We start from the raw sequence: 18,171 nt of genomic DNA, 5'->3' as shown, positions 1-18,171 counted from the left end.
GATTAACAGGGTTTATTATATTAAAAACCCCTGTTTTTCCCGGGAATTATTGAGAGGGTAAATCACCAAAGCGATCGCGGTATTGTTGCAATAAGGTTTCCATTTCTGCTAGTCTTTGTTGAGCATTGTCAGCCCGTTGGCGTTCCTGTTCAGCCCGTTGGCGTTCTTGTTCTAATTGTTCGCTAACTTCCTGATAGGATAAAAACGGGATACCATCGGGACGATAAATTTCCAATTCTTCCCCCGATAACTCATAGCGAATGCCTAAACGGGGACTCACCCAACCGTTAATTTCTTCAATCACATCTAAACCCATTTCCCGACGTAACCACCCTTTAAATTGATTTCTGTCTGGGTCATAGATGTAATATTCTTCTACTCCATAACGGTCATAAAATAATAGCTTTTTTTCCATATCCGTTTGGGAATTACAAGGAGAAAGAATTTCAAAGACAACTTGGGGAGAAACTCCATTTTCTTGCCATTGTTTATAGGATGGGCGATCGCCTTTTGGTCTACCCAAAGCAATCATCACATCCGGCGCTTGTACAATAGTATTGCGTCCTTCCACGGGATACCAAAACAAATCTCCGGCGACAAATACATTCGGATCATCGGCATAAAGTTGATCTAAATTCTGTTTAATAATAACAATCCAACGGAATTGTTTTGTATTATCAGCTATTGGTTTACCGTCACTTTCTGGGTAAATAATATCAGAAGATGGCAGAGATTGTAGTTGAACCATAACTTTATTTTAGCTCTATCAATCTATTGTAATCAATTTATCTAATTTTGGCGACAGATCAGGGATAATAATAACAAGACATCAGAAATAATGGGATAGTATCATGGAAATTAAACAGGTAATTATTGCCCATAAAGCTAGAGATCCGTTAAGCAAACGCTGGGCGGAACAATATGCTCAACATTTAGAAAAGCGCGGATGTCATGTCTTAATGGGGCCCAGTGGGGCTAAAGATAACCCCTATCCGGTTTTTCTGGCTTCTCGTAGTGTTTCCATTGATTTAGCCATTGTATTAGGAGGAGATGGCACAGCTTTAGCCGCCGCCCGACATTTAGCCCCGGAAGGAATTCCTATTTTAGCGGCAAATGTGGGGGGACATTTAGGCTTTTTAACTGAATCTTTTGAAGATGTTGAAAATACTGAATTGGTGGTTGATCGACTATTTGAAGATCGTTATGCGGTGCAAAGTCGGGTGATGTTACAAGCGGCGGTTTATGAAGGCAATCGCACGAATTTAGAACCCGTGAGCGATCGCTTTTTAGCCCTAAATGAAATGTGTATTAAACCCGCTTCCGCCTATCGAATGCCCACATCATTTTTAGAGATGGAAGTGGATGGAGAAGTGGTTGATCAATATCAAGGAGATGGTTTAATTGTCGGAACTCCAAGCGGTTCTACTTGTTACAATACCTCCGCCGGAGGGCCGATTTTACACCCAGGAATGGCGGCAATTACTGTTACTCCAATTTGTCCTTTGAGTTTATCCAGTCGTCCGATTGTTTTACCTGGGGGTTCTGTTGTTAGTGTTTGGCCTTTGGCTGACACCGAACATGATACTAAACTTTGGATGGATGGGGTTTTAGCAACGTCAGTTTGGCCTGGTCAACGGGTGGATGTTTCTATGGCAAATTGTGAGGCAAAATTTATTATTCTGCGGGAAAATTATTCGTTTTATCAAACATTAAGAGAAAAATTACAATGGGCTGGGGCAAGAATTAGGCATATTAATAATCATCGGAATTAAATTAAATAGGAAACTCTCATATAAGATTAACTCCGAATCCGAAATCCTCAAGCTCACCTTTGTAGATAGGTGTATAAAACATCTACAAAGGTTGAATTGAAGCCAATGGAAACCCGACTGCAACAACTAATCCAAGAATTAGAAGACTTGGTACAAGAAGAAACTGAAGGTTCAAATAATCCTTGGATCACTCGATCTAGGTTAGATCAATTATTTCATCAAAAATATGGATCTACCCTGGAAAATCTGTTGCATACTCATGGCTATTATGACCTAAAAGTGTTGCTGAGAAAAACCAATATTTTTGCTATTTATGAAACACCAATTCCTCACAAATTTTATATTGCTTTACTCCGAAAAACCGTTCCTGGCTATCGCCAATCTTCGAGTAGCAATCAATCAATATTTTATACAGTAAAACGTCCTTGGAAAGTTGAGAGAAGTACGATCAAAGATTTGCAGAATCAAGGATATTCTGAAAAATGTGCTAAAGTTTCCCTAAAAATTCAGAGTTCAAAGCCAATCTCTAAAAAGTTTAATTCCACTAATAAAAAAATTCAATCTCAGGATGATTTTAAATTTTCCTTGGTAGAAATAGTTAAATATTTACTGTCAAATAGTCCAGAGAATTATGTCAAAATTGATGAACTAAACAAAATATTCTACAGCAATTATGGTCAGTATCTCAGAGAAGTTAGGCGTAATATTTTTCCCGATATTAAATTGATAGATATATTGCAAACTATTCCAGAACTCAAATTAGAAAAAATCGAGGATACCTGGCAGATTACTCTTAATATTAGCTAAGTTATCATGATTTATACAGTAGTGTGAGCGTCCTGACTCGCTGTAAACTCATTTCATAACCAGCCTTGGGGGTGCATCAGTTCAAATACTATAGTCCTACACCTACTCAGTCCCAATCGGGATCACTCTCCAAAGCACAGGCTTATCTTTTAACCATTCAACAAATCCAAATACAACAGGTTGAAATTTATAATTTTTCTGTTTTGCTAATTCCTTAATCCATTCATTACTAGGAGGATATCGGTATAAAAAAACATCACTAAAGCGATTAAATTCTTCTACTACTGGTAGTTGAACTTCAAATATGCTAGAAGATTGAATTGGACAGGTAGCACAGGAAGGTTGAAGGAGAATTTGTACAGTTGGTTGAAGTGAATAGCTTAAAGATAAAAGATGACCTACTCTTTCATCGCTAATCAAAAGAGGATGAGTTGTCTGATTAACAATTTTAGCAACAGCTATATTTTCTCCATTAATGCCAAAAGTTTTATTATACCAAACTGTTGCTTGAGAGCTAACAGCGCAGGACAAGATACTTCCCGAAACTAGGATAACTAAAAGTAATTGCCAAAATTTCTGATGCCAAAATTTTAACGAAGGACTAGCTAAATTTCTTCCTAGCAAGTAAGTAATAGCAAGTTGAACTCCCAATAATCCAGGAATCATATATCGTAATGTTATCGACCGCCTTCCTCCTAAAATCCAGTCGGGTATCATTAAAGGCATTGTGCTAACAGTAGTCAGAAGGATAATCATTAACCAAACTGACATGGGCGTTTGACGACAGAGGTAATAAAAAGCATATAAGACCAACACTAACAATACTCGATGCACATAAAAATCCCAGGGTTCTTGATTAACATCAAAAAAGAGCCGACCAAGATGCTGAATCCAGATATCCCTGAGTTCTGAGTTTTTAATACTGTAAAGAAATGACCACTCCAGACCTTTTTCAGCTTGAGACTGATTAATAATTAGAATCCAAATATAAGGGAGAATAAATATAGCACTTACCAATAATGATATAATGTAGTTTCTGAGGATTTTTATATGACTAAAACCATAAACAAGAATAATATATAAACCCTGAGCAATCATCGTTAGTACACTCAGAAGAAAGGTATAAAAATTGATAACCACAGTAAAGGTATAAATACCCCAACTCATCCCCGTATTAACTCGTATTGCTCGCAATAAAGCTGCGTTTGAAAGTAAAGTTGTGACAATCCATAGGCTGTATTGTCTTGATTCCTGGGCATAAATGACGTGAAATGGCGAAACGGCAATTAATCCTATCATTAAATAGGTAGGTAACTTTGAAGAAAAAACCCCGGTTTCAATAAATATCTCTTGACACAGCCAATAAGCGCTGGGAAATGCCAGCAAGCTCAGTAATGCAGGTAACAACCTCGATAATGTTGGTGAACTACCAATTATATGAAACCAAATATTTGCCAAAATGTAGTATAATGGCGGATGCTGCGGGTCTTCCTTAACTAAACTTTTGACAGTATCAATAATGCTTCTGGTTCCATCAGGGTGCTGATAGTGCTGGAGTTCAGTTACACTCACCACTGACTTTTGGGAAAAGTGCTGAACAACTTCTTGTTCAGTATAACCAGAAGCTCGTAGAGATGTTATGGCTTCATCGTACCAGTACACTTTATGGTCAAGATTAGTAAAGCGAAAAAATATGCCCAATATCAGTACAATCAGGAGGAAAAAACGCATAACAAAACTCCTATTTTATTATTATTTATCGCAAATATAAATAAATTAGCATAGCATCTGTCATTTCTTTTTTCTGGGAAAATTTATTAACTGTAGTTTACTCCTGATCGGTAAAATCTCTGACTGCTCATCTTTTTCCGCCAGAAAAACTTATCAACCCAGGGGTGAAATAAGCAGTAATGTGGGGCGTTGGCGGAGTCGTGCGTCCTCGCCCGCTTAAAGTCAACCGTCAACAGTCAACTTTTGCAGCAGATTGTCCACTTAACGCTATAATCTCTGGATTATTTCTTTTTTCTTTATAATCACAGACAGGCTCGACTGCGCCTAGTGAGGAGACACCGATGAACATACTTGGAATTTCAGCCTACTACCATGACAGCGCCGCGGCGCTCGTCTGTGATGGTAAGATTGTGGCCGCGGCCCAGGAAGAACGGTTTACGCGCAAAAAGCACGACCCGGCATTTCCCGCCAACGCCATTCGCTACTGTCTTCAGGAAGCCAATATCACCTTTTTTGAAATTGATCAGGTTGTTTTTTATGATAAACCCCTGGTTAAATTTGAGCGACTCCTCGAAACCTACATCAGCTATGTGCCACGAGGATTTCGTTCTTTTATGAAGGCCATGCCCGTTTGGTTAAAAGAAAAACTTTACCTCAAAACCGTATTAAAAAGAGAATTAGCCACCATAGCCGGGGCTAAAAAAGCCAAACTTCCCCCATTATTATTTACCGAACATCATCAATCCCACGCGGCTTCTGCTTTCTTTCCCAGTCCTTTTCAAAAAGCGGCGGTGATGTGTTTAGATGGCGTGGGAGAATGGGCGACAACCTCCGTCTGGCTAGGAGATGGTAATAGTTTAACCCCGGTTTGGGAAATAGATTTTCCCCATTCTTTGGGTTTACTTTATTCGGCTTTTACCTATTATACCGGGTTTAAAGTTAACTCCGGGGAATATAAATTAATGGGATTAGCTCCTTACGGAGAACCCATTTATGTTGATAAAATCCTCACCCATTTAATTGATTTAAAAGACGATGGTACATTCCGATTAAATCTGGAATATTTTAATTATGCCGTCGGTCTGACCATGACCAATACCAAGTTTGATCAACTATTTGGTGGCCCCCCTCGCAAACCCGAAACCCCGATTAGCCAACGGGAAATGGACATTGCCGCCTCGATTCAAGTTGTCACCGAAGAAGTGGTGCTGCGTCTAACCCGCAGTGTGCAGAAGGAATTAAACGTCGATTACCTCTGTTTGGCTGGAGGTGTGGCCCTCAATTGCGTGGCTAACGGCCGGATTCTACGGGAAGGGCCGTTTAAAGATATTTGGATTCAACCTGCGGCTGGAGATGCGGGAGGGGCGTTGGGGGCTGCCCTAGCGGTTTGGTATCAATATCATGAACAACCGCGCAACGTAGAAACCGATCTTGCCTTTGATATTTCGGCGGAAAAACTGTTAGAAACCAGTGCCGGATCAAAACCTGCTGTTGTAGCGTTAAAAACCCATCAAAAACGCTTGGATTATATGCAAGGTTCCTATCTGGGGCCGAAATTTAGTGATGCTGAAATTCAGGAGTATTTAGATACGGTTGGAGCGAAATATTTACGTTTAGATGATGTGGAATTAATGCCCCGTTTAGCGGAAATTTTAGAACAAGGAAACGTGATCGGATGGTTCCAAGGACGGATGGAATTTGGGCCGCGGGCGTTAGGAGGACGTTCAATTATTGGTGATCCGCGCAATCAGAAAATGCAGTCGGTGATGAACCTAAAAATCAAATACCGCGAGTCTTTCCGACCCTTTGCCCCATCGGTGAGGGCGGAACGAGTTTCTGATTATTTTGAATTAGATCGCCCCAGTCCCTATATGTTAATTGTGGCTCCGGTTCAAGAGAGTTTAAGAATTCCTATGACTCCAGAACAGGAACAACTTTTTGGGATTGAAAAACTTAATGTTCCCCGTTCAGAACTTCCCTCGATTACCCACGTTGATTATTCCGCCCGGGTACAAACCATTCACAAAGAAAGTAACCCCCGTTATTATGATTTAATCCATCATTTTGAAAAACAAACGGGCTGTCCTGTGATTGTTAATACCTCTTTTAACGTGCGGGGGGAACCGATTGTTGGCAGTCCAGAAGATGCCTATCGTTGTTTTATGCGAACTGAAATGGATTATCTGGTTTTGGAGAATTTCTTATTAGCTAAAACGGAACAAACCCCCTGGGAAAAAGATGATGCTTGGCAAAAAGAATTTGAATTAGATTAACATTCCCCTCGTCCCTCTCGTTTCTAGGTTCTACCTAGAAATGCTTTATTGGTGGCTCTGCCACCCTCTATAAAGAAGGCGTGAACGCCTTACTACGAATCATATAGAAGGCGTGAACGCCTCACTACGGTTAAACTCAATTAAGATTATGACTGATCACGATATTCCCCAACTTGACGCCAAAGGATTACGCGAATTCGGAATAACCACCGGAGCCATTATTATGGGCTTATTTGGTGTGGTTTTGCCTTTGTTATTCAGACATTGGCCACCTCCAAGCTGGCCTTGGATCTTAGGAACTGTCTTGATCCTGTGGGCCTTAATTTCTCCCAAAACCTTAAACCCGGTGTATCGCTTCTGGATGAAATTCGGGCTATTCATGGGGGCAATTAACAGCAAGATTATTCTAGGTGTCGTCTTTTACGTTATGATGGCTCCGATGGGATTCATTAAACGCCTATTCGGTTCCGATGCGATGCGGCGTGAATTGAATCCCAATCTCTCAACCTATCGGGTTGCGAGTCAAGTTAGACCCAAAGAAAGTATGGAGCGACCGTTCTAGTGTTTGAAGCAACATTAGATTTTTTGAAAGATATTTGGGCGTTCATGAGAGAACGCAAAAAGTATTGGTTATTGCCTCTAATTATTACACTCGTTTTATTAGGGGCTTTGATTGTTCTGAGTCAAGGTTCGGCGATCGCACCGTTTATTTATACCTTATTCTAAACGATGGGGCAGTTGAAAATATGGGCAGCAAATCTAGGACTGGCTTTAAGTAGTTTAGTCCTGGGTTTTGCTGTTGGAGAAATCGGTTTAAGGTTAGCGAATATTCAGGGATTAAAAAATCTTCCTGAACCCGGTCATGCGGTTTTTTCTCCCTCCTTTTTTACCCAATCCGATCCCGATCGCGGTTGGTCAAATCTACCGGGGGCTAGGGGATGGTGGCGCTATGAGGGAGAATCTTATGTTGCTATTAATAGGGATGGATTGAGGGATAAGGAATATGCGATCGCTAAACCTAAAAACACTTTTAGAATTGCGGTTTTAGGGGATTCTTTTACCTTAGCTTCCCAGGTTGCAGGGGAGAGTAACTACACTTCAGTCTTAGAAAAAACCTTGGGTAACTGTTCTAAATTTAAAGGTAAAAACATTGAAGTTCTCAACTTTGGTGTCGATGGCTATGGAACCGCCCAAGAATTAATCACCCTGCGGGAAAAAGTAGGAAAATATAATCCTGATTTAGTGATTCTTTCCTTTTTTGTCAGCAATGATGTGATTGATAATTCTCGCAAATTAGATAATAACTATTACCGTCCATTTTTTGTCTATAAAAATAGTCAATTAGAACCGGATTTTTCGTTCCGTGATTTACCCATGGGGTATAGTAATCGCTATTTGATTACAACCGTTGATCATTTTCCAGATTGGTTAGTCAATAACTCTCGGATTTTACAAGTTGCCAAAAAAGCCGAATTAGAATATCGCAAAAATAATTTGGTCAACCACTCTAATCAATTAAGTGTTAGCACCTTTCGGGAACCTAAAAATACCAATTGGAAGGAAGCATGGCAAATTACCGAAGATTTGCTTACCCTAACACAGCAAGAAGTCAAAAACAAAGACTCGGATTTTTTATTAGTCATTATTGCCGATCCGATGCAAGTTCATAAGGATGAACCCACAAGAACATTCTTTCAACTCTCTAATAAAATTGATGATTTATATTATCCCAATCAACGATTAAAAGATATCGGGAAACGGCATAACTTCCCGGTGTTAGATTTGGCTCCTGGTTTTCAATCCTATGCAACAAAAAATCAAACCTGTTTACATGGATTTGAAAAAAATGGTACACTTTGTGGTGGACATTGGAATCTGGACGGACATCGTTTAGCCGCAGAATTAATCACGGATAAATTGTGTGAAAATAAACAATAATTATGAAGATTTGGAAGTCGTTAATTTTAAATACGAGCTTAGTTTTTGGGAGTTTAGTTCTAGCCATTATTCTCGGTGAAGTGGCATTAAGAATCGCAGGAATTGAACATCAACCGCCCCTGCCTTCGGATTCTGAATCCCTGGCTTATACGGTCAAAGATCCCTATCGCGGTTGGTCGCCGCGACCCAATATCCAAACAGTTTGGGCGGGGGAAGGAGAAGTTTCAGAAGTGAAAATGAATAGTTTGGGAATGCGCGATCGCGAACGAACTTTAGAAAGACCAGTTAATAGTTATCGCATTGCTGTACTAGGGGATTCTTTTATGGAAGCCTTGCAAGTTCCCCTAGAAAAAACGGCATTAGCAGTGATGGAAACTCAATTAAAAACCTGCCCTATTTTAAAGGGAAAAACCGTTGAAGTTTTAAATTTTGCAGTTCAGGGTTATGGGACAGCGCAACAATTAATGACCTGGCGACATCACGCCCAAAAATTTTCTCCCGATTTAGTGATTTTAGGGTTCTATCCTGGGAATGATATTAGAAATAATCATCGGGCTTTGGAACATGATCATTTACGTCCCTATTTTGTCGAAGAAAATGGTCAGCTTGTGGAAGATTTATCCTTTAGAAAATTAAACCCTAACGGTCTTGAACGGGATCAATATACATTCTCAAAGCTAGATGAATTACCCTATCCATTAATGACAAATTCTCGAATATTACAATTAATTAGACAAGCTGAAATTGAGTCTAAACGTCGTCAGTTGCAAAAAGACTATCAGGAAACAGATATTAATTTTTATAAAGACCCTCCCGATCAAAATTGGCAACAAGCTTGGAAAATTACAGAACAATTAATTACATTACTTCAAGATGAAGTTAAAGCCAAAGGCAAGGATTTTATGGTAATTATGGTAAGTGATTCCTTTCAAGTTCTACCCGACCCCAAAAAACGTCAAGAATTTATGGAAAAACATCAAATTCAAGACTTATTGTACCCTAATAAGCGAATTGAAGCATTAGGAAAAAAGCAGGGGTTCGCCGTTTTACAGTTAGCAGAACCCTTACGAAAGGAAGCAGAAAAAACGGGAATTTGTTTACATGGATTTGAAAATGCGGAAGTCTGTGGCGGACATTGGAACGTTGACGGAAACCGTATCGCCGGGGAATTAATGGCGAGTCAAGTTTGTCAACAACTGATGAGTCAAACGCCAAAATTACCAAAGTAGAATTAAAATATAATTGCTCTTGTAGTTATTATATAATAGGCTGCTTTAATTTCCTGAGCAAATTAGAAAAATAAATCCCTATTACCCTGTTACTGAGCGAAGTCGAAGTATTACCTATTCCCTTTTGATTAATAACTATGAAAAATTTTAAATTCTTACACCAAGCTAAAGCAGGTCTAAAAATAGGGTTAATTAACTTAGTTGTTTTATTCATTCTTTTGGAAATTGGCTCCTTAATTTTTTATTATTCTAAGCAGAAACAATTCTACTACACCCGCGAACGTACGGAGGACTTACAAAACTTAGGGATTAATTTAGAAGGGGTGAGAGTCGGGGAATCTGTGGTAGAAAGATTACACCCTTATTTTGGTTATGTGCAGAAACCTGGCCCGGATTTTAGACCGGGATTTAAGTATAATAATTATGGGTTTATTTCTCCTTATGATTACCCTTTCACAAAAACCAATAATAATCAAGTAATTATTGGAATTTTAGGCGGTTCTGTTGCCTCCAACTATTCAATTTATGAAGTCCAAAATAAGATTTTAGAGAAAAAACTCCAACAACTTCCTCAATTTCAAGGCAAAGAATTAATTATTTTATCCTTAGCTATTGGTGGATATAAACAACCGCAACAGTTAATTACTTTAAATTATTTGCTTGCTATGGGGCAACAATTTGACATGGTAATTAATATTGATGGCTTTAATGAAGTTGCCCTTGCTAATATTAATAACGAAAATGGATTAGATTTTGTCATGCCCAGTTCATCCCATGTTCAAGCATTAACTGGTTTAGCTAATAATAGTCTATCCACTCCAGCAATAAAAGCCCTATTAAATATCAAAGATAATAAACCCAAAATCAAAGATGCTTTAGAAACCTTAAAAAATTGTTCCTTAGCTTCTTGTAATGCCATCATGTCTTTATATGTTCAGGAATTAGTGAAAAACTATCGCCGAGATGTGGCTCGTTTTGAACGCTATCGCCATCAACAGACCGAGGATGATAATACCGCAGAAAGTGTGATTTATTTTTATATGCAAGATCCTATTTTAACTGATACTGAACTATTTCCAAAAATTGCTGACCATTGGGCTAAAACTTCAATTCTAATTAATCAAACTCTAAAAGCAAATAATATTCCCTATTTTCATATTTTACAACCAAATCAATATTATCCCACCCGGCGAGTATTTAGTGAAGCGGAAAAACAGGTCGCCTTTAGTCCCGATAGTCCCTATCAAGATGCAGTGAAAAAAGGATATCCCCTTTTATTAAAAGAAGTGGAAAAACTCAAAGCGAATCAAGTTAATTTTTTTGATGGCATATCTATTCTCGATGATACGAAAGAACAGGCTTATATTGATAACTGTTGTCATTATAATAAATTAGGAGAAAATATTTTATCAAATTTTGTTGCAGATTCAATTGTAAATACAGTAAAAAATAAACCCAGTCCCTAATATTTTTTTAATCAGATTGAATTCGATCTAACGCGGCTAATTCGGCGCGGCGTTGCTTCAATTCAAACTCTAACTGTTGAATTTCTTGCATTAATTGTTGACGTCTTTTTTCCCCAGAGTCTTGTTGTCGAATAAAATAGGCATCAATTTCGGGCCATAATTGCACCCCCCAATCTTTACTGGCGGTTTTTAACTCATTTAATACTTCTACACTTCCATCGGGTTCTAAGATAAATAAAGTATATAATCGTTCTGTAACACTCTGTTTTTGTTTCTTTTTTTCACAAAATAAATATAATCCGGGTTGTTGTGTTGATAATTGATCACATTGATTGACAAAACCTCCTAAAATAGAATAGCCATCGGTACGACTTTTATCTAAACCATCAACTGATTTACACCAATTTCCAGTTTTGATTAAAAACCGAGTTTGCCAAAATCCAGGCGCATGAAAAAATGCTTCTCTGAGATTAACTAAAATTGCTTGAGTCATATAAGGAATTACGAATTACGAATTACGAATTACGAATGGGGAATAGGGGGAATAGGGGGAATAGGGGGAATTAGTTGTTAAAGTCTCCTTTAATTACGGGGATCTTATTAAAATTGTGCATAGTTTGTTGATAAAAATTTTCTAATGCTGGGATGCAACTTTTATCCTCATAGAGTTTCCATTGATTTTGTTTGATTTTTTCTCTAATTGCTAATCTCCATTCTAAATCTAATCCTAACCTTACTGCTATTTTAATATAATTTTCTCGATTTTGAGCAATAGTTTCTGTTATTCCTAATCGGTTTAATATCCCCGCAGACTGGCGACTTCTCATCCATTCTCCCTCACAAGTAACCAGGGGAAGATCACAGGATAAACTATCTAAAGTGGTTAAAAACCCAGTAAATTGCAGGGTATCTAAGCCAATATCAGCTAAGTTATTAAGTTGTAAATAATCTATTTTATCTAAACGGGGTAAAATAATACAATATTCTTGAAAATCTAAATGATGTTCTGCAAAAGATCGGTTTAACCGTTGTTTAAACTTTTCGGTAATTGCAGCATTCCAATGGGCTATAAACACAAATTGAGCGGATTTAACCTGTTGAGCGATCGCAATTAATATTAAATCAAAATCTGGCAAATACTTAAATAAAGATTGACAGGATAAATATAAAATAGCATCCTCTTTTAAGCCAAAATCTAAACGGGTTTTTTGCTGTTCTAATAACGGAGGTTTAGCATAATTAATTCCCAAATTTGGTAAACAAAATAACGTTTCTGAATAATGGTTTTTAGCCCCAGGAGGTTCTAATAATTCCGCAGAAATAAAATAATCAATCGTCGGTAAACCCGTTGTAATTGGATGTCCCCAAGCCGCACATTGAATCGGCGCGACTCGTAACCCGGCTATTTGCGTGAGTTGGGGAGACATCCCAATATCTAAAAATACTAGAATATGAATTTGATCAGTTAAAATTTGCTCAATAATCGGCTCTAAATTGCCATAAATATGATAAAATTGATCAGCATAAAGCTGAAATAAATTTGTAATTTTATCGGTTTCTTTTCCGGTATAATAACAATAGATTTCAAATTGATCGCGATCGCAATCTCTCAACCATCCTAGAAAGACTAACCCCACCGTATGCCAGGTTAAATGAGAGGAAATATAACCAACTTTGATTTTTTGATTAGCAGTTAAAGGGGGTAATAATAAAGGTTTTGTCCATTGGGGATAATTGGCTTCCATAATCCGATGAACAAATCCCCCATATTGTTTTTGTAGCTCTAAATCATCACATCCCTGATATTGTAAATAAAAATGAGTTCCCCTAGAAATAGCGGTTAACGCCTGTTGTTTAACTTCTGAATTGTCTAAATCTGTTTGTTCAATTAATTTAACTAATTCTTCAGTACAATGTTGTCTATACTTAAAAACTTCGGGAGAATTATCATATAAAATCGGTAACAAAAAATGTTTAGCAAATTTGACAGAAATATGATTAGGAAACCTATCAATAGACTGTTCAGCTATTTGCCATGCTATTTTAATTTCTCCCAAATTTTGCCAAGCTGAAATTAAAGCTAAATATAATTCTATTTCATCAGGAAACCGTTGCAAAGCCTGTTTATAAATAGCAACCGCCTCTAACCATCGATCTAAATTTTGATAACAGTTGCCTAACCTTAAATAAATCTCAACTGTTGCTAAGGGAGTCGGTAAAATATTATCATAAAACTGAATAGCTGTTTCATACTGAGCTTGAAATTCCGCCGCCAAGCCGCAATAGAAATCCGCCCTTTCCGAATTTTGATTAACCCTAAATGCTAATCCCATTTGATATAATAAGTCAGAATGATTGGGGTTAAGATTCAAGCCTGTTTCATAAATTGCGATCGCATCTTCTACCCGATTTTGTCCTAAAAAAAGATTCCCTAATTTTAAATATCCCATAGCATTATGGGGTTGGCGATCTATTCCTTGCTGATAATAGAATTTTGCGGTTTGAAATTCTCCTAATTCTGTCAACAAATCCCCTAATTTCCAATAGCTATTTATCCCGTCTGGATCTAACTCAATAGACCGTTCATAAGCTGAAATTGCTTCGGTAATATTCCCTAGTTTTTCCCAAACTAAACCTAAACTATGATATTGATTTGCCTGAGTTCCATCTGACACTAAGCAACGTTCTAAAACTTCCAATGCTTGATCATATTGTTCATAGTAAAAATACGCCCTTGCTAAACCTTGCAACGCCTGAATATTATTCTGATCTAATTCTAAAATTCGTTGATATTTTGCCTGTACAGATTCAAAATATCCCGCCTGTTCCAAGGCTAATGCGTCGGCATATAACCCTTTAATATTAATACTAAGTCGAGAATCATTCATATTCTGAAAACTATCAGTAGGGTACGTCAAAAAAGTATACGCACCCTGTTCTAATCTTAATGGCGACTGCTATGTTAAGAACCCATACGCCGGGGCTGATTCCCCAGAGGCCCAGGAATTGTTCCAGGGCGATTTCCTAGGGGTCGATTTCCTAGGGGTCGATTTCCCAGGGGTCGATTTCCGGGTTGATTTCCTTGAGGACTGACCCCAGGCTGATTTGGCTGTTGAACTAACAATTGATTAGCGGTGAGTTGATCCAGCTTCATCGCCGCCGTTTGACGAATTTGGCGATCGCTATTTTGTAGCGCTTGGGTAACACCCGTAACCCCCGACGCCTGAATATTCCCCAAAGCAAACGCCGCCCTAGCCCGCACCCCCGCATCCGGGTCATTCAACGCCTCTTTCAAGGCGGGAACGGCCACCGAACCCATACGTTTAAGGGCGATCGCCGCCGCCAGTCGGACTTCCTCATCCGTATCTTGTAACGCCCGAATTAACGGAGGGATGGTATCTGGAGCCTCGGAACCCATGACTCCCAAGCCTAAAGCGGCCCCCTGACGAACGGCGGTATCAGGATGATTTAATCCGGCCGTCAACTCCTGAATCGCCTGCTGTAAGGCTTCTGGCGAGGTTGTGGTAATTTGTTTGAGGGCCACAGCCCCATCCATCCGCACCGCCGACACCGGATCTTTTAAGGTGGCCAGCAACGCCGGAACCGCATCCACCGCATCCTGGGCCATCGCCCCCAAAGCAAAAGCAGCCCCCCGACGAATGCCTTCGTGGTCATCGGTCAAGGCTTCGACTAAAATCGGAATTGCTGGAGAACCCAAGGTTTTTAAGGTTTTGATCGCTTCTAAACGGTTTTGTCGGTTGGTATCGGTTAATTTTTGTAACTGATCAATCACCGCCGTGGTGGTCATCGCTTGGGTTTGAGTTTTTCCGGCAAACAAGAGCACCATCGATAAACATAATAATGCTAGTTTGGCGGAATAAAACCCATGCAATTTGGTGTTGCTTTCCATAAAAAGTTCCCGGATTTTGTTTATAAATTAAAGTCGAAGGCGTTACTAAAAACGAAATCCAAATCGAAGGTTAATTGAGCGGGTAAAAATCCATCATTAATCACCGCACCCAAAATTCTTCCGTCCAATAATTCCACAATAATATCATTTAAGCCATCGCCATTCAGGTCATTTTCTTGGGGTAACAAATCAAACCGATCTCGAAATAATGAATTCGGATCAATTTGAGTGCCCACGGGAACCACAATTTTGTCTCCATTAAACGAACTGGTACCCGGTTCAAATTGTCGAATTTCATCCACATCCCGAACGGTAAAACTCGCTTCTCCCGTGTCAAAAATAAAGCTATCATTTCCGAAACCACCGATTAATGTATCAATCCCGGCATCCCCATCTACAATATCATTTCCCAGATCACCAAACAGGAGATCGTTCTCTTCATCACCATAGAGGGTATCATTACCTTGACCGCCATAAATTGCATCGGTATTAAACCCTCCTTCGAGGACATCATCTCCGAAATTTCCGAAGATTAAATCACTATTAACTGCGGCAAAAATTCGATCATTATCTTGTCCACCAAAGACGGTATCAGATCCATTAGATGCCACTAGGGTATCATTTCCTTGATTACCATTAATTAGTAAATTATCATTCAGGTTAGAAGTCTGTAAATTATCATTTCCTGATAATAATAGTATACCATCTCTAGGGACAGAAATTTGTCCAGTAAATAGGGCGATATTATCATCTTGGGGACTTCCTAAAAGGGCAGATACACCAGGAATTGTGCTGGGAGTGAGAAAATTAGTCATTGTCAAAACCTTCCTAAATTATTTATGAACAAACCTTACAGGGTTTTGGTTAGGTTCGCAAACCCCATGGGATAGAATTATAGATCAATCCTGCTTGCTGACGAAATTCCGAGGGAAATAGCTGATAGTCGGGATGGGAATAGATTTTATCATAAAAATTCCGATCATTTGCTTGTCCCTGCTGCATATTTTGACAGGTTTTTTGTTGAGTATGGAGTCTAAAATAAGATAGAGTTTCTTCGACAAAACCGACTTTAAATTGTGCCAATATTCTCCACCATAAATCTAAATCGACTAATTGATTTAATTGCGGGTCAAAACCTGCTATAGTTTCAAATATTGATTTTCTTAATAATACGGTGCTAGGTTCCCCAATTTTATTAATCGGATGTTGCCATAAATTCGGATCGTTTAAAAGGTCTTTTCCCCATTGAATAGTTTTTAAATCAGACCAACTTTGATGTAAATTAGCAAATTGTTGATAAACTGCGATTAATTCTAGGTTAAGATCTTCCTGCTCAAGAAAAAACATTTCTCTAGGGGAAAAAACCAATCCAATATCGGGATCGGTTTCGGCTAAATTAACCATTTTTTCGATACAATTAGGCATTAAAATATCATCTTGATAAACAAATTTAATATATTTACCTTGAGATTGATTTATACAAAAATTGCTATTTTCCGCCAATCCTAAAGTTTGATGAGTTAAAATATTAATTGGAATAGAAGTTTGGGTTTGAAAAGATTGGGCGATCGCTATAGTATGATCAGAGGAATGATCATCAGAAATAATTAATTCTATTGCCGAATAGGTTTGAGATAAAATACTAGATATCGCTTCAGCAATAAATTTTTCTCCATTATAACTCGGAATACAAACACTAACTAAAGGGAATTGTTGAATTTCTGGATTAAAACTAGGATTAAATTTAACCTCACATATTTTTTCAGAAATTTGATTAATAATTAAATTATTTTGACTATTTATAAATCCCAAAAATCCGGTTTCTTGAAGAAAGCAGGTTTTTAATATAATTTCTGTTTCCCAAATTGACTTTCTGAAAATAGATCCAATTTTTACCCCTTCTCGATCATCTTCAAAATTTGTTAATTCTTGAATCTGATTAACTCCATCAACCTCTAAATTATTATCTAAAATATTAATAGCTTCTGCCAAACCTTTCGGATACAAGATAACCGGATATTGTACCCAAATAATATAATTACCCTGTGCTTGTGCAATAGCTTGATGAAAAATATCCTGATTATTAAAAGGAGGTTCAAAATATAAAACTTGATGTTCTTGCAAGTTTAAATAATTGATAATATCAGCTAATTCAAAATCAAACAAATTGCGATTTACTAAAACAATAAATTCATAACTAATCTCTAAATTATACTCTAAACTCCTAATCATATCCAATAAAAAATCTCCCTGTTGCCAGCAGGGAATAATTATAGATAATTTTATCTTTTCTATTTTCAAACTATTTGGCATGATCCTTAAACCATTTCTGAAATTGACACCGAGGGTTAATTTCCAGCCAGCGAGGACACTGGCACTACAAAACATCCATTGCCGCCCGGGTTACTATTGCCTATTAATAGCAAATATTCAGGGATTTCAAAACCCTCACACTTGATCGAATTCAACAGGACTTACGCAGTTACGCTATATCAGGACTTACCTGAAGGGGGGACGAAATCAGCTACAAGACAGACTCTATAAGCTTCATAGCTCTTAGACCTTGTTGATAATACTTACATTTATTGCGATTTAATTTCATTAGTTTCGTGACTAAATCCATACAAACATCCTTGAAATTGACCCAAGTTTGACCATATAAGCCGATATAAAAACTACTATGTCTCCGTTCTATTCGACCATATTCTTTGATCCGACTCCAATTCGTTCTATCAATTGCTACATAACATAAATTATTTCTTCCTTGGTAAAATATATTGATAACCATTCTTTGATAATGGGTAACCAAATTTTTTCAATTTTTAAATTGGGTAATGAGAGAAATCTTTGTATTCTTTTTCTTCTACTCCCAAATTTAATTGGCAAAGGTATCCCATTCGCTAGCCTTTCTAAATTCACATTTTTGATTGACTGTCTTGTTTTCAGCCTTGTTTGTCGCCCCGTCAGATAAATTAGGAATGAAAAACCAATAAGGTGACTAATTGAGCAATAGTTTACAGTAGATCAAGGTTTCCAGGTTGTAAT

15 protein-coding genes and 1 pseudogene are annotated in these 18,171 nt (G+C 38.0%); 8 read left to right on the top strand and 8 right to left on the bottom strand.

Annotated elements, in window-relative coordinates:
- Positions 1-46: 46 nt before the first annotated feature.
- Positions 47-748 (bottom strand): Uma2 family endonuclease, encoded by a 702-nt coding sequence (locus PL9631_RS02430; protein ID WP_083616630.1) that lies wholly within the window; start codon positions 746-748, stop codon positions 47-49.
- 103 nt (positions 749-851) lie between these two features.
- On the opposite strand from PL9631_RS02430, the gene PL9631_RS02425 reads away from it, so the two are divergent.
- Positions 852-1,772 carry an NAD(+) kinase gene (locus PL9631_RS02425; protein WP_083616628.1) on the top strand — a complete coding sequence of 307 codons (921 nt, stop codon included), beginning with the start codon at positions 852-854 and terminating at the stop codon, positions 1,770-1,772.
- Between the two features lie 105 nt (positions 1,773-1,877).
- Entirely contained in the window at positions 1,878-2,579 is a 702-nt protein-coding gene (locus PL9631_RS02420; protein WP_083616626.1) for a hypothetical protein, read from the top strand.
- Between the two features lie 102 nt (positions 2,580-2,681).
- Here PL9631_RS02420 and PL9631_RS02415 read toward each other — a convergent pair whose 3' ends face one another.
- Positions 2,682-4,310: a glycosyltransferase family 39 protein gene (locus PL9631_RS02415; protein ID WP_083616624.1), complete on the bottom strand. Its 1,629-nt coding sequence runs from the start codon at positions 4,308-4,310 to the stop codon at positions 2,682-2,684.
- A 341-nt stretch (positions 4,311-4,651) separates the two neighbouring features.
- Between PL9631_RS02415 and PL9631_RS02410 the strand changes: the two genes are divergently transcribed.
- The 6 genes from PL9631_RS02410 to PL9631_RS02390 all read left to right on the top strand — a co-directional run bounded on the left by PL9631_RS02410 (position 4,652) and on the right by PL9631_RS02390 (position 11,216).
- Positions 4,652-6,583 (top strand): carbamoyltransferase family protein, encoded by a 1,932-nt coding sequence (locus PL9631_RS02410; protein WP_083616622.1) that lies wholly within the window; start codon positions 4,652-4,654, stop codon positions 6,581-6,583.
- 148 nt (positions 6,584-6,731) lie between these two features.
- Positions 6,732-7,145, top strand: coding sequence for an SxtJ family membrane protein (locus PL9631_RS02405; RefSeq protein WP_083616620.1), 414 nt, complete (start codon positions 6,732-6,734; stop codon positions 7,143-7,145).
- A complete protein-coding gene (locus tag PL9631_RS25985) occupies positions 7,145-7,309 on the top strand; it encodes a DUF5989 family protein (RefSeq protein WP_197046235.1) in 165 nt (54 codons plus the stop codon). Before PL9631_RS02405 ends, PL9631_RS25985 begins: the two co-directional genes overlap by 1 nt.
- A 3-nt stretch (positions 7,310-7,312) precedes the next feature.
- Positions 7,313-8,521, top strand: coding sequence for an SGNH/GDSL hydrolase family protein (locus PL9631_RS02400; RefSeq protein WP_083616618.1), 1,209 nt, complete (start codon positions 7,313-7,315; stop codon positions 8,519-8,521).
- Between the two features lie 2 nt (positions 8,522-8,523).
- Positions 8,524-9,750 carry an SGNH/GDSL hydrolase family protein gene (locus tag PL9631_RS02395; protein ID WP_083616616.1) on the top strand — a complete coding sequence of 409 codons (1,227 nt, stop codon included), beginning with the start codon at positions 8,524-8,526 and terminating at the stop codon, positions 9,748-9,750.
- 137 nt (positions 9,751-9,887) lie between these two features.
- Positions 9,888-11,216: a hypothetical protein gene (locus tag PL9631_RS02390; RefSeq protein ID WP_083616614.1), complete on the top strand. Its 1,329-nt coding sequence runs from the start codon at positions 9,888-9,890 to the stop codon at positions 11,214-11,216.
- 7 nt (positions 11,217-11,223) lie between these two features.
- On the opposite strand, the gene PL9631_RS02385 is transcribed toward PL9631_RS02390, so the two are convergent.
- The 6 genes and pseudogenes from PL9631_RS02385 to PL9631_RS27260 all read right to left on the bottom strand — a co-directional run.
- Positions 11,224-11,709, bottom strand: a complete 486-nt coding sequence (locus PL9631_RS02385; protein ID WP_083616612.1) for a hypothetical protein — start codon at positions 11,707-11,709, stop codon at positions 11,224-11,226.
- 70 nt (positions 11,710-11,779) lie between these two features.
- Positions 11,780-14,104 carry a tetratricopeptide repeat protein gene (locus PL9631_RS02380; RefSeq protein WP_083616610.1) on the bottom strand — a complete coding sequence of 775 codons (2,325 nt, stop codon included), beginning with the start codon at positions 14,102-14,104 and terminating at the stop codon, positions 11,780-11,782.
- 74 nt (positions 14,105-14,178) lie between these two features.
- Positions 14,179-15,126: a HEAT repeat domain-containing protein gene (locus PL9631_RS02375; protein WP_083616608.1), complete on the bottom strand. Its 948-nt coding sequence runs from the start codon at positions 15,124-15,126 to the stop codon at positions 14,179-14,181.
- A 20-nt stretch (positions 15,127-15,146) separates the two neighbouring features.
- Complete coding sequence (locus PL9631_RS02370) at positions 15,147-15,941, bottom strand: calcium-binding protein (RefSeq protein WP_083616606.1); 795 nt, start codon at positions 15,939-15,941, stop codon at positions 15,147-15,149.
- A gap of 49 nt (positions 15,942-15,990) precedes the next feature.
- On the bottom strand, positions 15,991-17,439 hold the full coding sequence (locus PL9631_RS02365; RefSeq protein WP_231516614.1) for a glycosyltransferase: 1,449 nt from the start codon (positions 17,437-17,439) through the stop codon (positions 15,991-15,993).
- 211 nt (positions 17,440-17,650) lie between these two features.
- Positions 17,651-17,842 (bottom strand): annotated as a pseudogene (locus PL9631_RS27260) (IS4 family transposase); the annotation flags it as partial.
- Between the last annotated feature and the right edge of the window lie 329 nt (positions 17,843-18,171).

The sequence above is a fragment of the Planktothrix paucivesiculata PCC 9631 genome, assembly GCF_900009265.2.
Taxonomy (GTDB): domain Bacteria; phylum Cyanobacteriota; class Cyanobacteriia; order Cyanobacteriales; family Microcoleaceae; genus Planktothrix; species Planktothrix paucivesiculata.
The sequence above is the reverse complement of the archived record's forward strand: the minus strand, read 5'-3'. Positions and strand labels throughout refer to the sequence as shown.

Excerpts from the sequence above, each read along its gene's own strand:
- PL9631_RS02430 (WP_083616630.1), bottom strand. The coding sequence starts at position 748 with ATGGTTCAACTACAATCTCTGCCATCTTCTGATATTATTTACCCAGAA.
- PL9631_RS02425 (WP_083616628.1), top strand. The coding sequence starts at position 852 with ATGGAAATTAAACAGGTAATTATTGCCCATAAAGCTAGAGATCCGTTA.
- PL9631_RS02420 (WP_083616626.1), top strand. The coding sequence starts at position 1,878 with ATGGAAACCCGACTGCAACAACTAATCCAAGAATTAGAAGACTTGGTA.
- PL9631_RS02415 (WP_083616624.1), bottom strand. The coding sequence starts at position 4,310 with ATGCGTTTTTTCCTCCTGATTGTACTGATATTGGGCATATTTTTTCGC.
- PL9631_RS02410 (WP_083616622.1), top strand. The coding sequence starts at position 4,652 with ATGAACATACTTGGAATTTCAGCCTACTACCATGACAGCGCCGCGGCG.
- PL9631_RS02405 (WP_083616620.1), top strand. The coding sequence starts at position 6,732 with ATGACTGATCACGATATTCCCCAACTTGACGCCAAAGGATTACGCGAA.
- PL9631_RS02400 (WP_083616618.1), top strand. The coding sequence starts at position 7,313 with ATGGGGCAGTTGAAAATATGGGCAGCAAATCTAGGACTGGCTTTAAGT.
- PL9631_RS02395 (WP_083616616.1), top strand. The coding sequence starts at position 8,524 with ATGAAGATTTGGAAGTCGTTAATTTTAAATACGAGCTTAGTTTTTGGG.
- PL9631_RS02390 (WP_083616614.1), top strand. The coding sequence starts at position 9,888 with ATGAAAAATTTTAAATTCTTACACCAAGCTAAAGCAGGTCTAAAAATA.
- PL9631_RS02385 (WP_083616612.1), bottom strand. The coding sequence starts at position 11,709 with ATGACTCAAGCAATTTTAGTTAATCTCAGAGAAGCATTTTTTCATGCG.
- PL9631_RS02380 (WP_083616610.1), bottom strand. The coding sequence starts at position 14,104 with ATGAATGATTCTCGACTTAGTATTAATATTAAAGGGTTATATGCCGAC.
- PL9631_RS02375 (WP_083616608.1), bottom strand. The coding sequence starts at position 15,126 with ATGGAAAGCAACACCAAATTGCATGGGTTTTATTCCGCCAAACTAGCA.
- PL9631_RS02370 (WP_083616606.1), bottom strand. The coding sequence starts at position 15,941 with ATGACTAATTTTCTCACTCCCAGCACAATTCCTGGTGTATCTGCCCTT.
- PL9631_RS02365 (WP_231516614.1), bottom strand. The coding sequence starts at position 17,439 with ATGCCAAATAGTTTGAAAATAGAAAAGATAAAATTATCTATAATTATT.